Source organism: Bradyrhizobium sp. 172 (genome assembly GCF_023101065.1).
GTDB lineage: Bacteria > Pseudomonadota > Alphaproteobacteria > Rhizobiales > Xanthobacteraceae > Bradyrhizobium > Bradyrhizobium canariense_D.
Genome location: NZ_CP064701.1, coordinates 5,637,132 through 5,659,959 on the forward strand (window position 1 = coordinate 5,637,132; position 22,828 = coordinate 5,659,959).

Genomic DNA, 22,828 nt, shown 5'->3' on the forward strand with positions numbered 1-22,828 from the left:
CGGCATCAGAGCCGCGGGATCAAGCCCCGCTCATTTCAACATCTCCGGCACGATCAGGCGCGGCAGGAACAGGGAAACGCTGGGCCAAATAATGAGCGCCGCCAGCACGAGCAGCATGGGGATCAGCATGATCACCGTGTCCTTAAGCGCATAGCGCAGCCGTACCCCGGCGATCGAGCAGGCGATCATCAAGCAGAGGCCATAAGGCGGCGTCACCAATCCGAAGGCGAGCGAGACGATCGAGATGATCGCAAACTGCACCGGATGAAGGTCGACCGATTTCGCCAGCGGTTCGAGAACGGTGCCGACGATGATGATCGCCGGAATGGCGTCGAGGAAGCAGCCCACCACCAGAAAGCAGAACGCGATGAAGAAGCCGGCCCCGATCGCGCCCATGCCCCAGGTCGAGACGTTAGCCAGCAGTTCCTGCGGAATCCTGTAATAGGCCAGCAGCCAGCCGAACGCGCTCGCGGTACCGACGCAGAACAGCGCCACGCCGGCAAGGCGCCCGGTATCGAGCAGCGCCTTGTAGAGTTCGCGCGCGCCGGTTTCACGGTAGAAGAACGTCGACAGCGCCACGGAATAGAGCACTGCGACGCAGGCGGATTCGGTCGCGGTGAACCACCCCAGCAGGATGCCGCCGACAATGATGAACGGCGTCATAAGCGCCGGTATCGAGCGCCAGATGGCGCAGCACATCTCCCTCCAGGTGTCCTTCGGATAGGTCGGATAGCCCCGGCGCACGGCATAGATATGCACTGTTGCCATCTGCGCGCCCGCGATTAGCAATCCCGGCACGATGCCTGCGAGGTACATCGCGGCGATCGAGGTCGAGATCAGTCCGCCCCACACGATCATCAGGATCGAGGGTGGGATGATGACGGCGAGCACGGCCGAGACCGCGGTGATGGCGATCGAGAACGAGAGGTCGTAGCCCTCCTTGGTCTGGGCATCGATGAATATCTTGGACTGGCTCGCCGCGTCCGCGGTGGAGGATCCGGAGATGCCGGCAAAGAACACCGACAGCACCACGTTGATCTGCGCCAGCGACCCCGGCCAGTGCCCGACCATCGAGCGGGACAGCGCGACCAGCCGGTCGGTGATGCCGCCGATGCTCATCAGATTGGCGGTGAGCAGGAAGAACGGGACCGCTAGCAGGATGAATGAATTGTAGGCGTTGAAGGTTTCCTGCGCGAGCGTCATCAGCGACAGATGCGGCTCGATCAGCAGGATCGGCACGCAGGCAAGGCCAAGCGCGAAGGCGACCGGGACGCGGATGATGAGCAGGCCAACGAAAGTACCGAACAGGACCATTGCGGCCTGCCCGGCAGAAAGAACATTGCCGCTCATTGATTTGCCCCAAACAAAATCCGCATCTCGTCGACGATCTGTTCACCGGCGAACACGATCCAGGTCACGCCGGAAATCGGCCAGGCGACGTGGATCAGCCAAAGCGGCAGATCGGCCAGCTCCGAAGTTCTGTTCCAGGCAAAGCGGGTGAACTCGATTCCGGCGGTTACGAACACCAGTGCCAGCGCCAGCACGCCGAGCCGCGCGAGAATCCGGACCATGGCTTCGCTTCGGCGTGACAGGTCAGGCCAGACGTCGACTTCAAAATGCTGCGACTCTCTGATGCCGACCATGGCGCCAATCATGATCGTCCAGATGAACATGAACCGCGCCATCTCCTCGGTCCAGATGTAGGACGGAATCAAAGGCGTGTAGCGCGAGATGATCTGCAACGTGACCGGAATGACCAGCATACCGACGGAGGCGGCGAGCAGGATTTCCAGCAGTTTTGCATAGGCCGCCGTTGCTCGGCGCCATGGCGACGGGTTCGGTGGCATCGATATTTCAGTCATCACGACTCCGGGGGATCACAATCACGCAATGGGGCAAGCCGTCTGGCTTGCCCCGACGTCCTGTCGCGTGGGCGGCGACAGTTTTCAGACGACGTTGATCTTCTCGAAAATGCCTTCCGCGCCAATTTCCTTGGCGTAGGTGGCCATCACGGGATCGGCGAGCTTCTTCATGGCGTCCCGTTCTTCGAAGGGAACGCGCTTGAGCTTCCCGGCCTTCTCCAGCGTGTCGAGCTTGACGACTTCTTCACTCGACTCCAGTTGTCGGCCGTAGTCGCCGGCCTCCTTGCCGGCCTTCATGATCGCGTCCTGCAACTCCTTCGGCAAGGTCTTTAGCGTCTTCACCGAGAAGCAGATCGGCCGGATCGACACGGCGTGTTGGGTCAGGTTGAGATGCGGAGCCACTTCGTAGAACTTCATCGCCTCGACGCCGGCCGCCTCGTTCTCGCCGGCCGCAATCACGCCGTTCTGGATCGCGTTGTAGATTTCGTTGTAGGCGATCACCGTCGGGCTCATGCCCACGGCCGCAAAGGTCTTCGACCAGATCGGCGCGCCCTGTACGCGCACCTTGAGTCCCCTAAGGTCGGCGAGAGTCTTGAGCGGCTTGTTGGCGAAGATATTGCGGATGCCACCGCCGGAATAGCCGATCAGAACGACCTCGGCCTTGGACGCGACTTCGTCGGCGATCGGCGCCAGGATATTGGCTTCGACGACCTTGTTCATGTGGTCGATGCCCTTGAACACGAAGGGCGCGTCGATGAACGGGGCCGCCTTGGCGAAGGTCGACATGTGAGCCGGCGAGACGATGCCGTAATCGACGGCTTTGCCCTGCGACATGTACTCGAAATATTGCTTTTCGAGGCCAAGCGAGGAATTCCTGTGCAGTGTGAAGTTGACGGGCTTGCCGTAGTACTTCTTGACCAGCTCTTCGAACCGGAGCAGGGCCCGGTTGAAGGCGTGGTCGTCGTTGAACTGGACCGCGCCGTTCAATGTGATCGGCGACTGTGCCCTGACGATTGACGGCATGCCCATCGCAGCCGCCGCAGTGGTCGCGCCGAGCCCAGCGAGAAATGATCTTCGCTTCATCGTCTCCCCTCCTTTTGATGCTCCGGCCCTGTCGCCGGGCCGTGAGCGCAGCCGGTATGCGGCTTGCGAGTGGGAAGCGTATGGAAAACCTCGGCGGGACGGAAGTCATTTCACGCGCGCGGGAGGCCCTCTTCGTCGCAGGGCCACCCCTTTCGCGAACTGCTGCACTGCAACTTGCGCTCCTGCCGGTGCGTGGCAGGCCGAGGGGAGCAGCCTCTCTTAGCAGACAGACGGCGTGCGGGCCCGTGCGCTGCACGCACAGACCCGCCTTCCACTGCCGCTTAGTGCATGTGGCCGATCAGATAGATGCCGCCGCCGATCACCAGCACGGCCGGCACGGCCCAGAGAATCAGAACTGGCATTTGTCATCCTCCTCAGTTGGACGTGCAGACCTTGACGGTCTTCATGCCGGCTTCAGCTTCGGTGCGCGATTTGTAGATCGCGCCCGATGGGCTGACGACGGTCATGGACGTGTCCGTCGGCTTCTTGTCGACGATTGTGCACTTCTTCGTCTTGACGTCCTGCACGACATAGAACTCGTCGGCCGCGAACGCCGGCAGGGATATTGCGGAAAGCATCAATGCTGCAGTTACTATCTTCAACTTCATTTGTAGTCCTCCTCCAGAGCCCGAGCCGTCAGCCCGGTCATCTACAAACGGGAAAAAGCGGCAATTAGTTCCCTGAGCCGGGAACGCTGTCCGCAATGAGGGGTTGTTGCGGCGCATGTTCAAACGAGGAGAACGAGATGAAGAAGTTGTTCCTGCTTTCCGCCGCGGCGGTCCTGATGTCGACCGGTGCTTTCGCGCAATCGACCGTCGTGACGACGACCGGGACGGGCCACGCGGCGGCCGTCCAGATCGAGCCGCAGTACCGAACCAAGATCAAATCCTACGTCACCGAGCATCGCATTCGCCCGGTGACCACGAAGGAAAAGATCGTTGTCGGTGCGGCGGTGCCGAGCGACGTCGAGCTTGAGGCCGTTCCCGCAGACTGGGGTCCGTCGCTGACGAAGTATCGCTACGTCTACTCCGGCGATCGCGTGATGCTCGTCGATCCCGGTACGCGCACGGTCGTTCAGGAAATTGATTGATCCAGGTGTAAGGGGGCCGCCTTGAGGCGGCCTCCCTCTCTGGGAGTTGACATTATGAAATCGCATCGAGAGGCCCGGATCGCCGGGCTCAGCCTGGCGGCCGTGTACGCCATGTGTCTCCTACTGACCGCAATCAGCATGAGCTGAGGCGCAGCCGCGGACCGCGCTGCAAAATCTTCTTCCTGGGCGGCGCGTCCGAACGCAAAAATTATTGGCGTAGCGCAAATCCCGCCCCTATGGTCTCCCAAAATCATAAATCCGGCGCTCCCCTGCGCTGGAACCGGGACGCCCGCGTTTGTCAAAGCTCACTTTGCCGGTCCGGCTCGCTCTTCTGGTGACGGGAACGATGTTGCCGCTGATCGTCTTCGCGGTCGGCATTGCCGTCTACAATTACAAACAGGACCGCAACGACGCGACCCGCCGCGTGCTGGAGAATGTGCGCAGCATGCGCCTCGTGCTGGACTCCGAGGTGCAGCGGATGACCGGCGGCCTGCAGGTGCTTGCACTGACGAATTCGCTGCGCAACGACGACTTCCAGAGCTTCCGCCGCATCGCGCTCGGCTTCGTCGACCAGTACGGCAAAGGCGGCCTCGTGCTGATCTCCGATCGCAAGGGCCGGCTGTTGTTTTCCTCCGCGACCGAGGACACCGCAAGCCTGCCGCCACGCGGTCATCTTGAGATCATCGAGAGGGTGTTTGCGACCAGGTCGCCGCAATATTCCGACCTGTTCACCGGCGCGATCAACGGCCGGCAGGTGCTTACGGTCGAGGTTCCGGTGCTCCGCGACGGCGAAGTGATCTACGACCTCTGCTTCAGCCCGCCGGTCAGCACCTTTCAGGACCTGGTGGAAAAGCAACGGCCCGACCGGGATTGGACGGTCTCCCTGCTCGACACCAAGGCTATCGTGTTCGCGCGCACGCCGAACCCTACGGAGATCTTTGGCAAACGGGCTACCGGCGCACTGTACGAGAGTATGTTGCGCACGCCGGAAGCCGCACTCTCGACGGTTTCGCTCGACGGCGTCGCGTTGTCCACCGTCTATACGAGGTCGCGGCTGACCGGCTGGACCATCGTGGCCGGCGTCGCCGAGAGCTCGCTAATCGCTCCGCTCTGGCGCAACATCGCGATCACCAGTTTTATCGGCGGCGTCCTGCTGCTGACCGGCCTGACCTTCGCGGTCCGGATGGCGACCACGATCGCGCGCGGCGAGATGCTGCACGATCTCCTGATCGACGAGCTCAACCATCGCGTCAAGAACACGCTCGCGTTGATGCAGGCGATCGCGGTGCAGACCTTCCGCAGCGCCAGCCAGGACGAGCGGGTAAAATTCGAGGGCCGGCTCGGCGCGCTGGCCGAGGCGCATAATTTGCTGAGCCAGGAGAAATGGGCGGGCTCCGAGCTGCGGGACGTGATCGCCCGCGCGCTCCAGCCGTTCCTGCTGAATAATCCGGAGCGCATCCGCATGGCCGGACCCGCGGTGCCGCTGTCGCCGCGGCTCGCCGTGGTGCTGTCGATGATCGTGCACGAGATCGCCACCAACGCGGCGAAATACGGCGCGCTATCCAACGAGACCGGCCGGGTGACGCTGGAGTGGCAGGTCGTCGCCGATGCGCCGAAGCCGCGGCTGCGCCTGATCTGGACCGAGATCGGCGGACCGCCGGTGACGGCGCCGGTGCAACGCGGCTTCGGCTCGCGCCTGATCGAGCGCAGCGCGCGCGACCAGCTCGGCGGCGAGGCAACGGTCGACTTCCTGCCCCGCGGCGTGGTCTGCACGGTGATTTGCGCGCTGGACGAGGCGCGATGAACGGAGGCCGGCAATGAAGATCACTAGGGTTCGCACGCACATTCTCGAAGCAAAGCTGTCGCAGCCCTTTGCCTATTCGCGCGCCTGGTACGACACGCGCACCGCAATGCTGGTCGAGATCGAGACTGACAATGGTCTTGTCGGATGGGGTGAATGCTACGGCCCGGCGCGCATCACGGCGGCAGCGGTGCAGAGTATCGCTCCGTGGCTGATCGGCGAGGATCCGTTGCGCACCGACGTGCTGTGGCAGATGGTCTATGCGCGCCTGCGGGATCACGGCCAGAAGGGCGTCGTGATCCAGGGGATGAGCGGCATCGACATCGCGCTATGGGACATCAAGGGCAAGCATTTCGGCCTACCCGTGCATCAGCTTCTCGGCGGCGGCGCGCGCAAGCAGGTTGCGGCCTATGCGACCGGTCTCTACCGGCGCAAGTCAGGCGATCCGCTGAACTATCTGGCGGAGGAAGCGGCGGGTTATGCCGCCGAAGGATTCCGCGCCGTGAAGCTGAAGGTCGGTTTCGGAATCGCGGAGGATGCCGCGGTCACCCGCGCGGTGCGCGAGGCGATCGGCCCCGATGTCGCGCTGATGGTCGATGCGAACCACGCCTATGACGCGGTCGCGGCGATCCGGCTCGGCCGCCTGATCGAGCGCCATGACATCGGATGGTTCGAGGAGCCGGTGCCGCCGGAGGACATCGCGGGCTATCGCGCGGTGAAATCCGCGCTTACGATTCCGGTCGCCGGCGGCGAGTGCGAATTCACGCGCTTCGGCTTCCGCGAGTTGTTCGTCTCGCACGCACTTGACATCGCCCAGCCCGACACCTGCGCGGCAGGTGGTCTCTCCGAATGCAAGAAGATCGCCGACATGAGCGAGGCGTTCGGCATCCGCTACAATCCGCATGTCTGGGGCACCGGGATCGCGATCGCCGCGTCGCTCCAGCTCCTCGCGGTGCTGCCCTCGCAAACGCCGACTTCGCTGTCACCGCTCGAGCCGATGCTGGAATTCGACCGCACTGAACATCCGATCCGGCAGGCGATTTTGCAGGAGCCGATCGAGCATGCGAGCGGCGTCGTGCGGGTGCCCGAGGGGCCGGGCCTCGGTATCGAGATCGACCGCGCCGCGCTAGCGCGCTTTGATGCGGAGGCCTAACCGATCGTCTGCAACGTCGGAAACGTCTCCAGCAGCCAGATGCTCACGTTCGAGACCGCGCCGGTGAGGAATCCAATACCGGTGATCACCATCAGGACGCCCATAGCGCGCTCGACATTGACGAGATGGCCCTTCATGCGCGCAAACAGGGTGGAAAACTGCTCGATCATCAGGGCAGCGATCAGGAAGGGAATGCCGAGCCCGGCCGAATAGACCGCGAGCAGGACGGCGCCCTTTGTCACCGTGGCTTCGGCCGCGGCGACCGAGAGGATCGCGGCAAGGATCGGGCCGATGCAGGGCGTCCAGCCAAAGGCAAAGGCCAGCCCCATCACATAAGCGCCCCAAAGGCCGACGGGCTTGGGCGCGGTCAAGCGTCCCTCGCGCATCAACAGGCCGATGCGCGTCAGGCCGAGGAAGTGCAGGCCCATGACGATGATGACGATGCCGGCGAGGATCGAGAGTTCGGCCGACCAGGCCCGGATCAGCGCCCCGATCAGCGAGGCGCTGGCGCCGAGCGCCACGAACACCGTGGAGAAGCCGAGCACGAACAGGAGTGCCGACATCATGATGGCGCGTTTGGAGGCGGATGCGGGCTCTTCGCTTTCGACATGCTCGATCGTCGCGCCCGTCAGATAGATCAGGTAGGGCGGGACCAGCGGCAGGACGCACGGGGAGAGGAAGCTGACGAGGCCGGCAATCAGCGCCGCCGGGATCGAAACATTTTGCATGATGCAGTCGGAACCATCTCTGGCGCCGATGCGGCGCGCGGGGAATGCGCGCGGCCCGGAGCCGAACCGGCTCTGGTGTAGCCGATGCCAGCGAATGCGCAACAGAGGCGCACAAAACCAGGGCTCCTCCCGATGCCGTCTGTGATCACAGATGCGGCACCGGGACACGCACAAATCTCGCCAAAAAGCGAAACTCGGCGGCGCGGCTACTTCACCACGCGGAGCAGCGGACGCCGGGGCTGGTCCTGCGTCTGCTTGGAAGGGGGCTGCGGTTCGCTCGTGGCCGTCCGCAGCATTTCGTCGCACAGTGCCTTGAGATCGGCACTGTCAATTCCTTTGAGCTTCATCCGCACGTCCAGGATGACAATGGACAGCAGCTCGGCCGACTCACGGCTATTGCTCTCGTTGAGCACCCTGCGGCACTCTTCGAGCGTTTCCAGCACCGACTGCAACTGTTCGTCTGAATGCGACACGGCGTTCTTTCCGCTAATTCGGCCTGTGAGACGTGGTTGTGACGACCCCTTTGGCCCCCATGGAGCGTCGAGGATAACACGAGGCCGCTACGCCCCCGAACATGATTTCAGTGTGTTTCTGCCTTGAAACCGCGGTTCCGGCGCGTATCGCGTCGCGCCGCCGGCCGTCGAAACGCTCAGTCGTAAAGCGCTCGATCGTAAAACGCCTGGCGTGCTGCAATTGATCCATCGTGGAAGGCACCTGCTCTCGCGCAAGGACGTTCATTGCGGACAATGCCGACAATCCCGCAGGCAAGTCACGGCTCACAACGGAACTCACGCCACACCCCCTCATACGGGCGATGGTTTGCCCGATTCCTAGCCCTTGTTCCTAGGCTTGGCAGCACCCGAATACCACCTGCGGCGTAGTAAGGATGACGTTCAAAACTCGTCGTTCCCCAACCCGCCGTGGTTGTGGTTTGCCCGAGATTCTGCCAGTTTAGCGACCCGAAGGGACTTGTATGCACTCCTTGGCGGAAAGGGGCGTTCCTCTGGAGGAACGCCCAAAGACAAACGTCAGCGGCCTCTCGGACTGGGATGCGGCGCGCATTTTCCTGGAAGTTGTCCGATGCGGAAGTTTCCGCTCGGCGGCCGAGCGCCTGTCGCTGTCGATCAACGCCGTTCGCCGCCGGATCGATGATTTCGAACGCCAGACCGGCACCACGTTGTTCACCCGCGACGTCCACGGCACCCGTCTGACCGACGAAGGCGCGCTGGTGGTCTCCGCCGTCGAGCAAATGGAGGCGGCTGCCTTCGACGTGCTGCGCACCAGCGATTCGACAGCGAACGCCCTGTCCGGCGAGGTCCGCGTCGCCGTCACCGAGGGACTTGGCACATTCTGGCTCGCCCCGCGACTGGTCGAATTCCAGCAGACCTATCCGAAGATCCTGGTCGATCTGCATTGCGCGATGCGTTCGGCCGACGTCTCCCGCCACGAGGCCGACGTCGCCATTCACCTGTCGCGGCCTTCGGCACTCGACGTCAAGCTGGTGCGGCTCGGCCGCATGCATCTGATGTTCTGGGCCTCCGAGAAATACATTTCAAAACATGGCGCGCCGCGCTCGGCGGCGGAGTTGATCAAGCACCGCCTGGTGCTGCAATTCGCGGACCAACTCGCCGCCAAGCAAACTTTCGAGAGCTTCTTCCCCGGCGTTCCGGAACGTGACCTTCTGGTCATGAAGACCAACGTCTCGAGCGCCAACTACTGGGCGGTCGCGAATGGCGCCGGAATCGGCGTGTTCCCGAGCTACGCCATTGCGCTTGGCGGGAAGTTGATTCCACTGGAGGTCGAGCTGAACAGACCGCTGGATATCTGGTTGTCCTACCATCCTGGTAGCGGCCGGATTCCGCGCGTACGGCACATGATTGACTGGCTGATCGAAGCCTTCAATCCGGCGCGTTTCCCGTGGTTTAAGGAAGAGTTCGTGCACCCGCATGAATTCAAGGACGAGTATATGGGCGAACCCCTGACCCAGCTCTTCGGGGGGTTTTCAACCGAAGACCGATGAGAAAAAAGATGAAGACAGCGGCGAAGAGAATGAAGCAGCGCAGTGCCGGCAAGCCGGACATTGAGCTGGGCAAGCGAATCCGTCTACGGCGCGTCGAGATGAAGGTCTCGCAGGCCGAGCTCGGCGAGAAGCTCGGCGTCAGTTTCCAGCAGGTCCAGAAGTACGAGAAGGGCGTCAATCGCGTCGGCGCGGCCCGGCTTCAGCAGATCGCCACCGCCCTCGATGTGCCCGTGACCTTCTTCTATGACGGCGACAACAAGGCGCGCGAAGTCGAGAGCCTGCTCTTCCTGGACTCGGCCTTCAGCCTCCGCCTGCTGCGCGCCTACAGCAAGATCAAGGACCAGACGGTGCAGCGTCAGCTCGTCTCGCTGATGGAATCGATCGCAGCGAACGAAGCCTGAGCCGATCGGCGTTCGTGCCTTTCCGCCCGATGTTCAATCCGCCGCGTCACGGGGCGCGGCTGGATTGAACGAGACCCGGACGAGATATATCCGGCCCGCGCTTGCGCGGACTTCTCGGGGCGGCATGACCGCCCCTTTTTGTTGACCATTTTTCCCGCCGTCGCCCGCGGTTTGCGCGAACCCATTCCTGCCCTGTCGCGACCCGATCCAGAGACCGCGTGCCTTGCGCATGGGGCTCGCGATGCGCCGTGCTTGAGGGAGCCGCAACCGGGAGACGCTAGCCTCCCGCCGATTTCTCGAATCAGCCCGACGAACCGGGAATTGCCGATGCGAGCGCCCGTCCGGGCCTCGCTCTCATAGGGAAGATGGGACACATGTCGAAGCGCCATGCGATAATCATTGCCGTCGGCATGCTTGCGAGCGCCTCTGCGCTTGCTCAGACCGAGACCATTGGACAGGCCGGGCCCAAGCCGGCGACTGCGGCTGGCACGGTGCCGGCCACCGCCAATCCGGCCCACGCAGCCGCACCGAAAACCGCCGCGCCGGCGGCCGCATCTACGGCGGAGAGCCGTTCGGCCGCAGCGCTCGCGCTGACGCATGAGCCGACCTATGACGAAGGCTCCGCCCAGCGCATCAAGGATGCGGCGCTGAGCTATTCCGATCTGGCCGTGCGCGGCGGCTGGCCGACGATCCCGGCAGACGCCAAATTCGCGCCCGGCGCCCAGGGCGCCAATGACGATCTCCTGCGCAAGCGGCTGATCGTCTCCGGCGATCTTTCCGCCGACAAGGCGAGCGGCGCCTTCGACCAGGATCTCGCCGACGCCGTGAAACGCTTCCAGGCCCGCCACGGCCTCGCGCCGACCGGAACGATGACGCCGCGCACGATCGCGGCGATGAACGTGCCGGTGCAGAACCGCATCCGGCAGCTCGAGGCTTCGCTGCAGCGGCTCGAGAACATGAATTTCGGCTTCGGCCAGCGCTATGTCGTGGTCAACATCCCCGCCGCCTTTGCCGAAGCGGTCGAGAACGACGTCGTGGTAAGGCGCTATCGCGTGATCGTCGGCAAGACCGAAAAGCCCTCGCCAACGCTCACCGCCCAGATCAGCAGCGTCGTCCTCAATCCCACTTGGACGGTGCCCTCCTCGATCGCCAAGACCGAGATCTCCGCGCATATGCGCAAGGATCCCACCTATCTGTCGCGCATGCACATGGAGGTGCTCGACGCTCACGACAATCCGATCGACCCGAATTCGGTTGACTGGTCGGGCACGCATACGCCGAATTTCACCGTGCGCCAGCACAACGGCACGTTCAACGCGCTCGGCGCGGTCAAGATCGACATGCCGAATTCCTATTCGGTCTACATGCACGACACCAACCAGCGCAATCTGTTCAGCGATGATTACCGCTTCGATTCCCACGGCTGCTCGCGCGTCGACAATGTGCGCGATCTCGCCGCCTGGCTGCTGAAGGACCAGCCGAAATGGAGCCGCGCCGCGATCGACGCGGAGATCGCCAGCGGCCAGCATCTCGACGTCGCCATGGCGAAGAAGGTGCCGGTGGCCTGGATCTACCTCACGGCGTGGATGACCAAGGACCAGACCGTCCAGTTCCGCAACGACGTTTATCACCAGGACGAGCAGTTGCTGGAGGCGACCGCCGAAGAGGCGGCCTTCTTCAGCAATGCCGGCAGCCACCCGCTGACCGCGCACATGACCAGATAGATCGCGCCATGCAATCGCGGCACAGGCGGCTGCAAAGCCAGGTCCGTTGTCGCGGTTGACCCTGGCCTCGCCCCGGCCGAACATTGCGCCTCGCCAACGAAAGCGCCCGCGATGTCCGACATGTCCAGCACGACCGAAATTCCCTACGCCGACGGCAAGATCCTCAAGCACACAGCCAGTGGCGTCGGCGTGATCACGTTCAACAATCCCGACAAGCGCAACGCGATGTCGCTGGAGATGTGGGAGGGATTTGGCGAGGCGCTGACCGCCTTACGCGATGACGCTGCCGTGCGCGTCGTGATCCTGCGCGGCGGCGGTGGCAAGGCATTCGTGTCGGGCGCCGACATCAGCCAGTTCGAGAAGACGCGCCATAACGCCGCCGCTTCCGAGGAATACGCAAAACGCAGCGCCGCCCAGCGCGCGCTGCTCGCCGATTATCCCAAGCCAACGATTGCCTGCATCCAGGGTTTTTGTCTCGGCGGCGGCATGCAGGTGGCGATGCTCGCCGACATCCGCATCGCCTCCCATGGCAGCCAGTTCGGCATTCCCGCGGCGAAGCTCGGCATCGCTTATGGCTATGACGGCTTGCGGCACTTGGTGTCGCTGGTTGGCCCGTCCTGGGCACGGCTCCTGATGTATACGGGCATGCGCATCGATGCGTCGGAAGCGCTGCGCATCGGGTTGGTCGAGCGCGTGCTTCCGGAGGATCAGCTCTGGGGCGAGACCATGGCCATCGCCGAGACGATCTCGCAAAATGCGCCGCTCGCGATCAAGGCCGCCAAGCTCACCATCGCGCAAGTGTTGAAGGACGAAAGCGCGCGCGACATGGACGCGATCAGGGCGGTCGGCACGGCCTGTATGGACAGCGTGGATTTTCGCGAGGGCCGGCAGGCCTTCATGGAGAAGCGCAAGCCGCAGTTCCAGGGACAGTGATTCCGTCGCCAGCGAGCAAAATGAAACAATCCAGAGTGCCTCTGCCTGCTTGGCTCTTCGCGATGACGGCGGGCAAACTGAACATGCATTCAGGAAGATTAAATTCCCACGGCCCCGCAACACCATAGCAACCAGCTGATTTGCTGGAAGTTCTCTCGCCATCAAACGAGGGAGATTGCGATGAAACTGAAATTTGCTGTTGTTGGTCTGGCTGCCCTGGGCGGCGCCGCTCTCGCATCAGGACAGGCACTCGCAGCGATGCCGAACGGCATTCCGCAGGCCGACCGTATCGCGAGCGGCCCGGCAGCCGACGTCGATCAGGTGCGCTGGGTCTGCAACCCCTGGGGTCGCTGCTTCTGGCGTCCGAATTATTACGGCGCCTACGGTTTTTACGGCGGCCCGCGACGCTTCTACGGCGGCCGTCCGTGGGGCTGGGGCGGCCACCGCCACTGGCGTCGCTGGTGAATTGCGAGGGGCCGCGAGGCCTCTCTTCCTTGACTACAGCGCCGCAAGCACCGCCTTCGTGATGTCGGCGGTTCCGTTGCGGCCACCAAATTCCATCGGCTTGAGACCGTCGGCATAGACCTTGTCCACCGCACGCTCGATGGTCTCGCCGGCCTCGGCCGCTCCTTCGACGCCGTGCTTGTCGGCGAGCCAGTCCAGCATCATTGCAGCCGACAGGATCATCCCGGTGGGATTGGCTTTGCCCTGCCCCATGATGTCGGGCGCGGTGCCGTGGCACGGCTGGAACACGGCGTATTTGTCGCCGATGTCGGCCGACGGCGCCATGCCGAGGCCGCCGATCAGGCTCGCGGTGATGTCGGAGACGATGTCGCCGAACATGTTCTCCATCACCATCACGTCGAAATCCCAGGGACGCTTCACCAGCATCGCCGAGCAGGCGTCGACATAGAGCCGGTCGGTCTTCACCTCCGGATGACGCTTGGCGATCTCGTCGAAGATGCCGCGGAAGAACGCAAAGGCCTTGAACACGTTCGCCTTGTCGACGCAGGCCAGCGCGCCGGGCTTGCCGCGCGCCTTGCGCCGCTCGGCGAGACGAAACGAGAACTCGAACAGGCGCTCGGACGTCTTGCGCGTGATCAGCATGGTCTCGCGCGCCTCCTCATGGGTGACGACGCCCTTGCCCATCGAGGCGAACAGGCCTTCGGTGGACTCCCTGATCACGACGAGATCGATGCCGCGCTGGTCGGCGCCGACGATCGGGCTCGGCACGCCCGGAATGAGCCGCGCCGGGCGCACACCGGCATAGAGATCGAAGATGAAGCGCAGCTCGATCTGCGGCGCGATCTCGGTGTTGTCAGGATAGCGCACCGACGGCAGGCCGCAGGCGCCGAGCAGGATCGCGTCCGCCTCCTCGCACAGCTTGATGGTGGTGTCCGGCATCGACTTGCCGGCGGCGAGATAATGATTGGCGCCCGCCGGCGCCTCGGTGAAGCGAAAGCTCAGGCCGGATTTCGTCTCGATCTTGCGCAGGACTTCGATGGCCGGCGCCATGACTTCGGGACCGATGCCGTCACCGGCAAGCACGGCAATGTGGAAGGCGTTATTTGCGGACATCGGTTTCCTACTCTCTCCAACGTCATGCCCGGGATCGTCCCGGGCATCCACGCCTCGATACCAACTCCATGGCAAGACGTGGATGGTCGGGTCAAGCCCGACCATGACGACAAACTAGCAGCGTTGGTTACGGCGTCAGCACCGTGCGGCCAACCACCGCGCCCTGCTGCAGTTGCACCAGCGCGTCGTTGGCCTTGGCGAGCGGCTGCCGCGTCACGGGGATCGGCGCTATGTTCTTCGCTCGCACGAGGTCGAGCAGCTCCTGCGTCTCGCGCAAATTGCCGACATAGCTGCCCTGGATCGTCACCGCCTTGATCGGAATCAGCGGCAGCGCCCAGGTCGCACCGCCGCCGAACAGGCCGACGAGGACGAGCTTGCCGCCCTTGGTCAGGCAGTCGAAGCCGAGTTGCGTGGTGGCGGCGTTTCCGACGAGATCGAGCACGGCGCGGATGGGACCACCGGCTTTCTTGGCAAGCTGCTCCAGCGCGTCGGGCGCCTTGGGATCGACGGTCGCGAGCGCGCCGGCTTGCTCCGCCGCTTCGCGTTTCTTCGCGTCGATGTCGACCATGATCGCGCCCTTGCCGCCCATCGCCTTCAGCAGCGACAGTGCCATCAGGCCAAGTCCGCCGGCGCCGAACATCACGATCGGCGTGTCGAAGTGCTGCTCGAGCTTCTTCAGCGCGCTGTAGGTCGTGACGCCCGAGCAGGCGTAGGGTGCAGCCGACGCGGGATCGAGGCCTTTGAGGTTGAGCAAATAGCGCGGATGCGGCACCAGCATGTGGTCGGAATAGCCGCCGTCGCAATAGACGCCGAGCGAGCGCGGCGTCAGGCACATGTTCTCGTCACCGGCGAGACAGGTCGCGCATTTGCCGCAACCGATCCAGGGATAGACCAACCCGACATCGCCGATCTTCACGTCGCCCTGGTCCGACGACTTCACGTCCGGGCCGAAGGCGAGCACCTCGCCGACCGTCTCGTGCCCCATGGTCAGCGGCAGGTTGATGCCGCGGTCCTTCAGCGAGAGCGGCTTGCGGCCGTGGCCGAGATCGTAGCCGCCTTCCCAAATGTGAAGGTCGCTATGGCAGACGCCGGCGGCCTTCACCTTGATCAGCACCTGCGTGCCGGACGGTTGCGGCGTGGCCTCGTCGAACTCCTGCAGCGGCGCCTTGAAATCGGCGACCTTGAAACTTTTCATTGGCGTCCTCTCGGATATTTTTGTTGTCGTCGCCACCATGGCATGGGCGGCAGGACGAGACAAACTCGGACCTGTCTAATTTAGGCTGACGGATGATGGCAAGCCGGCCACGCGCAACGCCGCATTGCTTGCCACAGCGTGGTATCCGTCAGACTTCCCGTGAGACTTGCCGTCAGCCTTGCCCTCAGCCTTGCACGGCTGTTTTGCCTGACGGAATTGGCGCATTGTCGGTGAGCCCGATCTCCGCGCGCAGTCCGTCCGTGTGCTCGCCAAGAACGGCTATCGTCTTGCCCGGTGTTGTATCAGCACCGGTCATCCGGAACGGCAGATTGAGGACCTGGAACGAGCCGCCTTCATCCTCGACAGACGAGAGCGCCTCTCGGTGCGCGAGCTGCGGATCGGCCAGTGCTTCGGACACAGTGCGGTAGGCCGAGGCCGGCACGCCGGCCGCACCTAACGCGACAAGACAGACATCGGTCGAGAGCTGCCGCGACCAGGCCTCTACACCGTCCATCAAGTCGGCCCAATGATCGCGACGCGCGGCGTAGGTGGAGAAGCGCGGATCGGAGATCCATTCGGGGCGGCCGATCACTCCCATCAGTCCCTGAAACGTCTTCTCGCTGGCAACCGTGATCATGACATAACCGCTCGCCGTCTCGGTCGGCCCGAACATCGGGCGCGGCGGCGGCTTCACGGTGAACTGCGAGTTCTGCAACTCGATCAATGTCAGCGTCAGCATCGATTCCAGCATGGAAACGTCGATATGCTGGCCGAGCCCAGTCAGGGTGCGCTGGTAGAGCGCCGACGCGATCGCGCCGAACCCGTAGGTGCCGGTGACGACGTCGGCATGGTAGATGCCGCAATAATCCGGGCGGCTGCGGCCGGGCTGATAGGCGAGATGCGCCATGTCGTAGCCCGAGGCTGCATGGATCACCGGCGCATAGGCCGGCAGCTCGGCCGACGGGCCGCTCTGGCCGTAGCCGGAGATCGAGCAGTAGATCAGCTTCGGGTTGACCGTGCGTATTCTGTCATAGTCGAGCCGCAGCCGATGCATCACGCCCGGGCGGAAGTTCTCGACCAGGATGTCGGCAGTCGCGGCCAGCCGGCGGACCGCCTCCTTGCCGTCCTCGGACTTGAGGTCGAGCACGACGCTCTTCTTGCCGACGTTGAGCTGGCCGAACACGGTGCTGCAGCCCTTGCGCAGCGGCGGCCGGGTCCGCATCGTCTCACCGCCGTCGGTCTCGATCTTGATGACCTCGGCGCCCATGTCGGCGAGCATCCGCGCACAATGGGGACCGGCGATGGTGGTCGAAAAATCCAGGACCCTGAGGCCGGCGAAGGCCTTTGTCGTGGTCCCCTCATGCTTATCTGATAGCTGCATGCCTGCTTGCGTCCTTGAGTCACTTAGGAACTTATCGAAGTTCTCTGTTGTTGGTGCGCCGACCCTAGAGGGCGGCGGCTGAGTAGGAAAGTCTTTACCGAACAGACACGTCTCGCGGGCGGGCTTGGGAATTCCAGGGCAACTGGACCCGTTCTTGCATAGCAGCAATCGGGCTCCGGCAGAGGGCAGCAGTTCTTGAGGGTCTTGTTCGTTACGACAGAAATGGACGACTTTGTCCGCGTCGGCGGACTTGGAGCCGTTTCCGCTGCACTCCCCCGAGCCCTTCGTCCTTTCGCCGACATCCGGGTCATGTTGCCCGGCTATCGCGACATCATCGAACAACTCACGCATATCCAGGTCGTTGGCCGCTGTCCGGCGTTCGCGGAGATGCCGGCCTGCTCGCTCGGCCGCGCCGCGACCAAGGACGGCCTGCCGGTCTATGTGCTGTTGTGCTCGCAACTCTACGACCGGCCCGGCAACCCCTATGGTGACGAGTCCGGGCGCGACTGGCCCGACAACGACATCCGTTTCGCGCGCTTTGCCTCGGCCGCCGCTGAGCTGGCGATGGGCACGTTGGACAAGGATTGGGCAGCAGACCTGATCCACGCCAATGACTGGCAGGCTTCGCTCGTGCCGGCCTACCTCGCCTGGCGCGGCTCCAAGCTGCCGTCGATCCTGACCATTCACAACCTCGCCTATCAGGGCCTCTTCCCGAAGGACTCGCTGCGGCGGATCGGCGCGCCGGAGAGCTCCTTCCACATCGACGGCGTCGAGTTCTACGACCAGCTCTCCTTCCTCAAGGCCGGGCTGGTCTACGCCTCGCATCTCACCACAGTCAGCGGCACCTATGCGCGGGAGATCACCACGGATGAATTCGGCTGCGGTCTCGAGGGCCTGCTTCGAGTCCGCTCCGACGCGGCCGAACTCACCGGCATCCTCAACGGCATCGACGAGAGCTGGGACCCGCGTTCCTGCGCCCAGCTTGCCCAGCAGTTCGGCGCCGGCGACTGGGTCGGCAAGAAGGCCAATGCGGATTACGTGCGCAAGCAGTTCGGGCTTGCGGTGTCGCGCGGCCCGATGTTCGGCATCGTCGCCCGGCTGGTGCACCAGAAGGGCATCGACCTCGTGCTGGCGGCGGCCGACGAGATCGTCGATGCCGGCGGGCAGATCGTGGTCACCGGCTCCGGCGAGCCGGCGCTCGAGCAGGCGCTAATCGACGCGCATCGCCGGCGGCCTGACGCGATCGGGGTCGTGATCGGCTTCAACGAGGCCCAGGCGCGCCGCATCTTCGCCGGTAGCGACTTCACATTGATGCCGTCACGCTTCGAGCCCTGCGGGCTCAGCCAGATGTACGCCCAGCGCTTCGGCTCGCTGCCGATCGGCCACCAGACCGGCGGCCTCGCCGAGACCATTACCGACGGCGAAACCGGCTTCCTGTTCTCAAAACCTTCGCATGAATCCTTCCTCGGCGGCGTCCGCCGTGCGTTCTCCGCCTTCATGGCGCAGGACCAGCTCGACACCATGCGTCGCAGTGCGATGGGACGGTCGTTCTCCTGGAGCATCCCGGCCGGCAGCTACAACGCGCTGTACCGGAAGCTGGCGGCGGTGTGAGGCCTGCGTGTCCTCGTCATTGCGAGCGTAGCGAAGCAATCCAGACTGTTTTCCGTGGCAGCAGCCTGGATTGCTTCGTCGCAAGAGCTCCTCGCAATGACGGTGGTTTGTGGCAACGGCGGAGGACTTCACCCCCTCCCGCGCACATCCATCTGCGACCGTCCGATCCAGGCACGGTTGAGGCACCGCGTCATCCAGTCGGGCTGCGGCTCTCCGCGCAGCCGCGCTTGCGCTTCCTGGTAGGGACCGACATAGCGCAGCCGGTCTGGCAACCTTGGATAGACCCGCCGTATCCATCGCAGCGCCTTCTCGGCGGATCTGGTGTCACGCTCGTCAAGCTCGAACCCGAATCCCACACGCAAGCTTTCCGGCAGCAGGCTCGCGGTGAGCGCGCGATACCAGCGCGGCGGACGCAACCACGGGCGCGCTCCACCAAAGATCTGCGCGGCGATATCGCGCGCGGCCGGGCTGACGGTCAGCGTATCCGACTGCGTCATTGCCGCGGTGTAGGCCGCAAAGCCGGACCAGTCCGCCGGCAGATCGTGCGCCGTCAACCCGAACAACGCACCGAACAACCGACTCTCGGCCCAGTAGCGTTCGCGTTCGTCCGCCGAGAGAGGCGGCAAGACCAGATCATGCGCCATCAGCGCGGTCTCGACCAGCGTGGCATGAACCCAGCGCAGCGACGGGATGTCGTTGGCACAGTAGCGCGAGCCTGCCGCGAACGGACCGACGGTCTCGGGCATCTCGCCGACGATCATGCTGTGGCGCCGGTGCAATTGCCGCGACGACAACAGCGCGCGGTCAAGCGAACCGAACACCATGGCAAAGACGATGTCGAAGGTGCGGTGAAATCGTCCGATCGGATCAGCGAGGGTTTTCGAATGCTCGGCGATGGCGGCGGCGACCCAGGGATGCGCGAGTTGAAGGAGCAGCGCCCGGCCGGCGCCGAGAAAGATCACGGCCTCGCGGTCGATTTGCCAGGTCACCGTGTCAGGGCCGAACACGCCGGCGACCGGTCCCGCCGCGTTGGCGCGGACGGTATCAAGGGCAGATTCAAGTTCGCTCCCGGACACCACCTGCAGGGACTTTCGATTGCGGACCAGGACCGACAATCCGCAAGGCATGTGGCAATTCGATGAAGGGGACGATCGCTTGCGGCCCTACTCCGCCGCCATCGGCATCTCGTCCATATGTTCGTGCAGCACCACGCTCGCGAGCGGATCGAACTCGCCAACCCACGGCCTTCGCTCAAGCACTGACTTTGTGTGCGAATAGCCGGCATCCCAGCGCCGCATGATGCCGGACGGACTGAAGTCGATATCCTTGGTGTGGCTCTCGCGGTCGAGCTGCGGCGCAAGCAGGCGCACGACATGCATCCTGGTCGGGCAGCCGTAGTCGATCAATTCCCTCACAGCCGGATTGCTGCGCTCGCTTTCAGGCAGTCGCGCGGCGAGCTGGCTAATGACGTGGCGCAGGCGATGGGTTTGCTGCTGGCGCGTGATCTGGCTCGCGATCCGGCTGGAATATTGCACATCCTTGTGCCGGTTCAGCACCTCCGCCATCGTGGTCGGCTCTGCGCCGGCGGGATTCCACAAATGCACGGCGAGGATCAGCGAATTTTTGCGTGGATTGTCGTCGAAGACGGCCTCGGTCGGCGTGTTCGACAGAATGCCGCCGTCCCAATAGAGCTCGCCGTCGATGCGTACCGCCGGAAACGCCGGCGGCAGCGCGCCCGAAGCCATGACATGCTTCACCGTCAGCTCGCCGTCGCGGCTGTCGAAATAGCGCATCTGGCTGCTGCGGACGTGAGCGGCGCCGACCGTCAACCGTGGCGCGCAGCGGTTGATCCGGCCGAAATCGACAAGCTCGAGCAGCGTCCGCTCCAGCGGCGCCGTCGAATAGAAGCCGGCGTGATCGGCTCCGAGCGGATAGGAATCGCCCGCATGCGCCAATGGATTGGGACGGAAGAAGCCGGGAATGCCGTGGGTCAAGGTCGACCAATAGGCGAGCTTTTCATTGAAGCCGGCAAACGGGGTGCGCAGATTCCAGACCGGATTCTGCTCCATCCGTTTCCAGAACTGCTTCAGGCGCAGCAGCCGCTGGTCAGGCGCGTTGCCCGCAATGAGCCACGCATTGATGGCGCCGATCGAGGTGCCGATGATCCAGTCCGGCTCGATGCCGGCCTCGTGCAGCGCCTGGTACACCCCGGCCTGATAGGATCCGAGTGCACCGCCGCCCTGAAGCACCAGCACCACCTGGCCGGGCAGATCCTTCGACACGCTGGTATCGCGCTTCACATCGTTCATATTCTGCTCCCTGAGAGCCCGTACCCTTGCCATGTTCGCTCCTAGCGATCCTATGTTACGCGCTCGCCTCAATGCGCGGTCCAGCCTCCGTCCACGGGCAACGCAATCCCGGTGATCGTGGCCGCTGCGTTGGTGGACAGAAATACGCTGAGCGCACCGAGCTCCTCGACGGTCGAGAAGCGCTTGTTCGGCTGTTGCGCCAGCAGCACGTCACGGATCGCCTGGTCACGCGAGATTCCATGCGCCTTGGCCTGCCCATCGATCTGCGCCTCGACCAGTGGCGTATAGACATAGCCGGGACAGATCGCGTTGCAGGTAATGCCCTCTTCTGCCGTCTCCAGCGCGGTCACCTTGGTGAGCCCGACGATGCCGTGCTTGGCGGCGACGTAGGCCGCCTTGAACGGCGAGGCGACCAGGCCGTGCGCGGAGGCGATGTTGATGATCCGCCCGAACCCGTTCTGTCGCATTGCGGGCAGCGCGAGCCGCGTGGTGTGGAAGGCCGACGACAGATTGATCGCGAGGATCTGGTCCCATTTCTCGACCGGAAACTGCTCCAGCGGCGCAACGTGCTGGATGCCGGCATTGTTGATCAGGATATCCAGGCGGCCGGCCTGCGCAACCGTCGCCGCGATCATTTCGGCGATCGAATTCGGTCTGGTCATGTCGGCCGGCGAAAACCTTGCCTTGACGCCGAACTCCGCCGCGATCTGCTCGCGCGTCCGGTCGAGCTCGGCCGCCACACCAAGGCCGTTCAGCACGATGTCGGCGCCGGCCGCGGCAAGTGCCCGCGCGATACCGAGGCCGATGCCACTGGTTGAGCCCGTGACCAGCGCAACCTTGCCCGCGAGCGCCCGGGAGGCGGACGTCTGCGGCTTGACGGACATATTCACGGGCAAACTCCTTTGACATGACGACTTGTGCTGAGCCGACTGTGAAGCATCGCCGGGTTTGACGGAAATGCCCGTTGGCTTCCGAAACCATGCCTGTGCGCTATTGCGGTCGGGATGTCATTCTCCGCGCCGATCGGCTAGCTTTCGGCTGATCTTGCCGGGAGCCGATCCATGGAAATGCACCAGGTCCGCTATTTCCTCGCGGTGGCGCAACTCTTGAACTTCACGCGTGCCGCCGAGGAATGCAACGTGACGCAGCCTTCGCTGACGCGCGCGATCAAGCAGCTCGAGGCCGAGCTCGGCGGCGATCTGTTTCGCCGCGAACGGCCCGCGGCGCAATTGACCGAGCTCGGCCAGCGCATGCATCCGCTGCTGAAGCAGTGTTTCGAAGCGGCCACCGGCGCCCGATCGCTGGCCTCCTCGTTCCGGAGCGGCGAGATCGGCGCGCTCCGCGTCGCGCTGACGCATGCGATCGACCTGTCGCTCCTCATTCCGCATCTCAACCAGATCAAGCGGCAGTTCAACCGGCTCGAATTCCGCTTCCTGCGCGGCTCGAGTCGTGAAGTGGCCGAGTTCCTGAAGAAGGGCGAGGCCGAGCTAGGGATTGCCGCGGACATCGACGAGGCCTGGGAGCGGCTCGATGTCTGGCCGCTGTTCACCGAGAGCTTCGAGCTCGTGGTCAGCGACGGACATCGCCTGGCCGGCCGCAGCAGCATCGCACTGGACGATCTGCGCGCGGAGCAGCTGCTGAGCCGGACGTTTTGCGAGCATTCCGCCCGTATCTCGGCGAGCCTGCGCGAGCACGGCATCGCGATCGAGCAGGGTCACGAAATCTCGAACGAGCGCGATTTGATCGAACTGGTCGAGGCCGACATCGGCGTCGCCATGCTGCCGCACACCTCGCCCGTTCCGGAGACGTTGACGCGCGCTGCGGTCGCCGGGCTGGACGCCCGTCGCACCGTCAGCCTCTACGGGGTGGCCGGCCGGCAGCGCACGGCGGTGGCCAATGCCGTTATGCGCATGTTGCGCGGTGCGGATTGGCGGGAGATTGCGGGGTAGCAGCCACGCT

22 protein-coding genes are annotated in these 22,828 nt (G+C 64.0%); 10 read left to right on the plus strand and 12 right to left on the minus strand.

Annotated features, from left to right (window positions below; translation table 11 throughout):
* Window positions 1–30 precede the first annotated feature (30 nt).
* The 4 genes from IVB07_RS27115 to IVB07_RS27130 form a co-directional block, all read right to left on the minus strand.
* On the minus strand, window positions 31–1,350 hold the full coding sequence (locus IVB07_RS27115) for a TRAP transporter large permease (RefSeq protein ID WP_018457100.1): 1,320 nt from the start codon (window positions 1,348–1,350) through the stop codon (window positions 31–33).
* A complete protein-coding gene (locus IVB07_RS27120; RefSeq protein ID WP_026233300.1) occupies window positions 1,347–1,862 on the minus strand; it encodes a TRAP transporter small permease in 516 nt (171 codons plus the stop codon). The genes IVB07_RS27115 and IVB07_RS27120 overlap by 4 nt, the downstream gene beginning before the upstream one ends.
* Window positions 1,863–1,946: 84 nt before the next feature.
* Window positions 1,947–2,945: a TRAP transporter substrate-binding protein gene (locus tag IVB07_RS27125; protein ID WP_018457102.1), complete on the minus strand. Its 999-nt coding sequence runs from the start codon at window positions 2,943–2,945 to the stop codon at window positions 1,947–1,949.
* A 374-nt stretch (window positions 2,946–3,319) separates the two neighbouring features.
* Window positions 3,320–3,553: a hypothetical protein gene (locus IVB07_RS27130; protein ID WP_026233301.1), complete on the minus strand. Its 234-nt coding sequence runs from the start codon at window positions 3,551–3,553 to the stop codon at window positions 3,320–3,322.
* A 137-nt stretch (window positions 3,554–3,690) separates the two neighbouring features.
* On the opposite strand from IVB07_RS27130, the gene IVB07_RS27135 reads away from it, so the two are divergent.
* The 3 genes from IVB07_RS27135 to IVB07_RS27145 all read left to right on the plus strand — a co-directional run bounded on the left by IVB07_RS27135 (window position 3,691) and on the right by IVB07_RS27145 (window position 6,989).
* Entirely contained in the window at window positions 3,691–4,035 is a 345-nt protein-coding gene (locus IVB07_RS27135) for a DUF1236 domain-containing protein (RefSeq protein WP_018457104.1), read from the plus strand.
* 346 nt (window positions 4,036–4,381) lie between these two features.
* On the plus strand, window positions 4,382–5,839 hold the full coding sequence (locus IVB07_RS27140) for a sensor histidine kinase (RefSeq protein ID WP_247767811.1): 1,458 nt from the start codon (window positions 4,382–4,384) through the stop codon (window positions 5,837–5,839).
* Between the two features lie 13 nt (window positions 5,840–5,852).
* The gene (locus IVB07_RS27145; RefSeq protein ID WP_247363495.1) at window positions 5,853–6,989 is read left to right on the plus strand and encodes a mandelate racemase/muconate lactonizing enzyme family protein; all 1,137 of its coding nucleotides are present in this window, start codon (window positions 5,853–5,855) and stop codon (window positions 6,987–6,989) included.
* Here the strand turns inward: IVB07_RS27145 and IVB07_RS27150 are convergent.
* Window positions 6,986–7,717, minus strand: a complete 732-nt coding sequence (locus tag IVB07_RS27150; RefSeq protein ID WP_083926459.1) for a cytochrome c biogenesis protein CcdA — start codon at window positions 7,715–7,717, stop codon at window positions 6,986–6,988. The genes IVB07_RS27145 and IVB07_RS27150 overlap by 4 nt on opposite strands.
* Window positions 7,718–7,923: 206 nt before the next feature.
* Window positions 7,924–8,190: a hypothetical protein gene (locus IVB07_RS27155; protein ID WP_018457109.1), complete on the minus strand. Its 267-nt coding sequence runs from the start codon at window positions 8,188–8,190 to the stop codon at window positions 7,924–7,926.
* 500 nt (window positions 8,191–8,690) lie between these two features.
* Here IVB07_RS27155 and IVB07_RS27160 point away from each other — a divergent pair, with 500 nt between their 5' ends.
* The 5 genes from IVB07_RS27160 to IVB07_RS27180 all read left to right on the plus strand — a co-directional run bounded on the left by IVB07_RS27160 (window position 8,691) and on the right by IVB07_RS27180 (window position 13,260).
* Window positions 8,691–9,737 carry a LysR family transcriptional regulator gene (locus IVB07_RS27160; protein WP_018457111.1) on the plus strand — a complete coding sequence of 349 codons (1,047 nt, stop codon included), beginning with the start codon at window positions 8,691–8,693 and terminating at the stop codon, window positions 9,735–9,737.
* Window positions 9,738–9,766: 29 nt separating this feature from the next.
* Entirely contained in the window at window positions 9,767–10,138 is a 372-nt protein-coding gene (locus tag IVB07_RS27165; protein ID WP_026233304.1) for a helix-turn-helix transcriptional regulator, read from the plus strand.
* A gap of 374 nt (window positions 10,139–10,512) precedes the next feature.
* Window positions 10,513–11,862, plus strand: a complete 1,350-nt coding sequence (locus IVB07_RS27170) for a L,D-transpeptidase family protein (protein WP_018457113.1) — start codon at window positions 10,513–10,515, stop codon at window positions 11,860–11,862.
* A gap of 111 nt (window positions 11,863–11,973) precedes the next feature.
* The gene (locus IVB07_RS27175) at window positions 11,974–12,795 is read left to right on the plus strand and encodes an enoyl-CoA hydratase (protein WP_018457114.1); all 822 of its coding nucleotides are present in this window, start codon (window positions 11,974–11,976) and stop codon (window positions 12,793–12,795) included.
* A gap of 180 nt (window positions 12,796–12,975) precedes the next feature.
* Window positions 12,976–13,260, plus strand: a complete 285-nt coding sequence (locus IVB07_RS27180; protein ID WP_085352111.1) for a hypothetical protein — start codon at window positions 12,976–12,978, stop codon at window positions 13,258–13,260.
* Between the two features lie 33 nt (window positions 13,261–13,293).
* On the opposite strand, the gene IVB07_RS27185 is transcribed toward IVB07_RS27180, so the two are convergent.
* The 3 genes from IVB07_RS27185 to IVB07_RS27195 form a co-directional block, all read right to left on the minus strand.
* Complete coding sequence (locus IVB07_RS27185) at window positions 13,294–14,373, minus strand: isocitrate/isopropylmalate dehydrogenase family protein (protein WP_085362255.1); 1,080 nt, start codon at window positions 14,371–14,373, stop codon at window positions 13,294–13,296.
* Between the two features lie 127 nt (window positions 14,374–14,500).
* Window positions 14,501–15,568, minus strand: coding sequence for an alcohol dehydrogenase (locus IVB07_RS27190; protein ID WP_018457117.1), 1,068 nt, complete (start codon window positions 15,566–15,568; stop codon window positions 14,501–14,503).
* A gap of 184 nt (window positions 15,569–15,752) precedes the next feature.
* On the minus strand, window positions 15,753–16,949 hold the full coding sequence (locus tag IVB07_RS27195) for a CoA transferase (protein WP_018457118.1): 1,197 nt from the start codon (window positions 16,947–16,949) through the stop codon (window positions 15,753–15,755).
* Window positions 16,950–17,144: 195 nt separating this feature from the next.
* On the opposite strand from IVB07_RS27195, the gene glgA reads away from it, so the two are divergent.
* On the plus strand, window positions 17,145–18,560 hold the full coding sequence (gene glgA / locus IVB07_RS27200; RefSeq protein ID WP_039799962.1) for a glycogen synthase GlgA: 1,416 nt from the start codon (window positions 17,145–17,147) through the stop codon (window positions 18,558–18,560).
* Between the two features lie 128 nt (window positions 18,561–18,688).
* On the opposite strand, the gene IVB07_RS27205 is transcribed toward glgA, so the two are convergent.
* From IVB07_RS27205 to IVB07_RS27215, 3 genes are all read right to left on the minus strand, one after another.
* Window positions 18,689–19,639, minus strand: coding sequence for an oxygenase MpaB family protein (locus IVB07_RS27205; RefSeq protein ID WP_026233306.1), 951 nt, complete (start codon window positions 19,637–19,639; stop codon window positions 18,689–18,691).
* An 84-nt stretch (window positions 19,640–19,723) separates the two neighbouring features.
* Entirely contained in the window at window positions 19,724–20,869 is a 1,146-nt protein-coding gene (locus IVB07_RS27210; RefSeq protein ID WP_018457121.1) for a patatin-like phospholipase family protein, read from the minus strand.
* Window positions 20,870–20,937: 68 nt separating this feature from the next.
* Window positions 20,938–21,753, minus strand: coding sequence for a 3-hydroxybutyrate dehydrogenase (locus IVB07_RS27215; protein WP_018457122.1), 816 nt, complete (start codon window positions 21,751–21,753; stop codon window positions 20,938–20,940).
* A gap of 177 nt (window positions 21,754–21,930) precedes the next feature.
* Between IVB07_RS27215 and IVB07_RS27220 the strand changes: the two genes are divergently transcribed.
* Window positions 21,931–22,818 (plus strand): LysR family transcriptional regulator, encoded by an 888-nt coding sequence (locus IVB07_RS27220; RefSeq protein ID WP_018457123.1) that lies wholly within the window; start codon window positions 21,931–21,933, stop codon window positions 22,816–22,818.
* The last annotated feature ends 10 nt before the right edge of the window (window positions 22,819–22,828 follow it).

Excerpts from the sequence above, each read along its gene's own strand:
- IVB07_RS27115 (WP_018457100.1), bottom strand. The coding sequence starts at position 1,350 with ATGAGCGGCAATGTTCTTTCTGCCGGGCAGGCCGCAATGGTCCTGTTC.
- IVB07_RS27120 (WP_026233300.1), bottom strand. The coding sequence starts at position 1,862 with ATGACTGAAATATCGATGCCACCGAACCCGTCGCCATGGCGCCGAGCA.
- IVB07_RS27125 (WP_018457102.1), bottom strand. The coding sequence starts at position 2,945 with ATGAAGCGAAGATCATTTCTCGCTGGGCTCGGCGCGACCACTGCGGCG.
- IVB07_RS27130 (WP_026233301.1), bottom strand. The coding sequence starts at position 3,553 with ATGAAGTTGAAGATAGTAACTGCAGCATTGATGCTTTCCGCAATATCC.
- IVB07_RS27135 (WP_018457104.1), top strand. The coding sequence starts at position 3,691 with ATGAAGAAGTTGTTCCTGCTTTCCGCCGCGGCGGTCCTGATGTCGACC.
- IVB07_RS27140 (WP_247767811.1), top strand. The coding sequence starts at position 4,382 with ATGTTGCCGCTGATCGTCTTCGCGGTCGGCATTGCCGTCTACAATTAC.
- IVB07_RS27145 (WP_247363495.1), top strand. The coding sequence starts at position 5,853 with ATGAAGATCACTAGGGTTCGCACGCACATTCTCGAAGCAAAGCTGTCG.
- IVB07_RS27150 (WP_083926459.1), bottom strand. The coding sequence starts at position 7,717 with ATGCAAAATGTTTCGATCCCGGCGGCGCTGATTGCCGGCCTCGTCAGC.
- IVB07_RS27160 (WP_018457111.1), top strand. The coding sequence starts at position 8,691 with ATGCACTCCTTGGCGGAAAGGGGCGTTCCTCTGGAGGAACGCCCAAAG.
- IVB07_RS27165 (WP_026233304.1), top strand. The coding sequence starts at position 9,767 with ATGAAGCAGCGCAGTGCCGGCAAGCCGGACATTGAGCTGGGCAAGCGA.
- IVB07_RS27170 (WP_018457113.1), top strand. The coding sequence starts at position 10,513 with ATGTCGAAGCGCCATGCGATAATCATTGCCGTCGGCATGCTTGCGAGC.
- IVB07_RS27175 (WP_018457114.1), top strand. The coding sequence starts at position 11,974 with ATGTCCGACATGTCCAGCACGACCGAAATTCCCTACGCCGACGGCAAG.
- IVB07_RS27180 (WP_085352111.1), top strand. The coding sequence starts at position 12,976 with ATGAAACTGAAATTTGCTGTTGTTGGTCTGGCTGCCCTGGGCGGCGCC.
- IVB07_RS27185 (WP_085362255.1), bottom strand. The coding sequence starts at position 14,373 with ATGTCCGCAAATAACGCCTTCCACATTGCCGTGCTTGCCGGTGACGGC.
- IVB07_RS27190 (WP_018457117.1), bottom strand. The coding sequence starts at position 15,568 with ATGAAAAGTTTCAAGGTCGCCGATTTCAAGGCGCCGCTGCAGGAGTTC.
- IVB07_RS27195 (WP_018457118.1), bottom strand. The coding sequence starts at position 16,949 with ATGCAGCTATCAGATAAGCATGAGGGGACCACGACAAAGGCCTTCGCC.
- IVB07_RS27210 (WP_018457121.1), bottom strand. The coding sequence starts at position 20,869 with ATGAACGATGTGAAGCGCGATACCAGCGTGTCGAAGGATCTGCCCGGC.
- IVB07_RS27215 (WP_018457122.1), bottom strand. The coding sequence starts at position 21,753 with ATGTCCGTCAAGCCGCAGACGTCCGCCTCCCGGGCGCTCGCGGGCAAG.
- IVB07_RS27220 (WP_018457123.1), top strand. The coding sequence starts at position 21,931 with ATGGAAATGCACCAGGTCCGCTATTTCCTCGCGGTGGCGCAACTCTTG.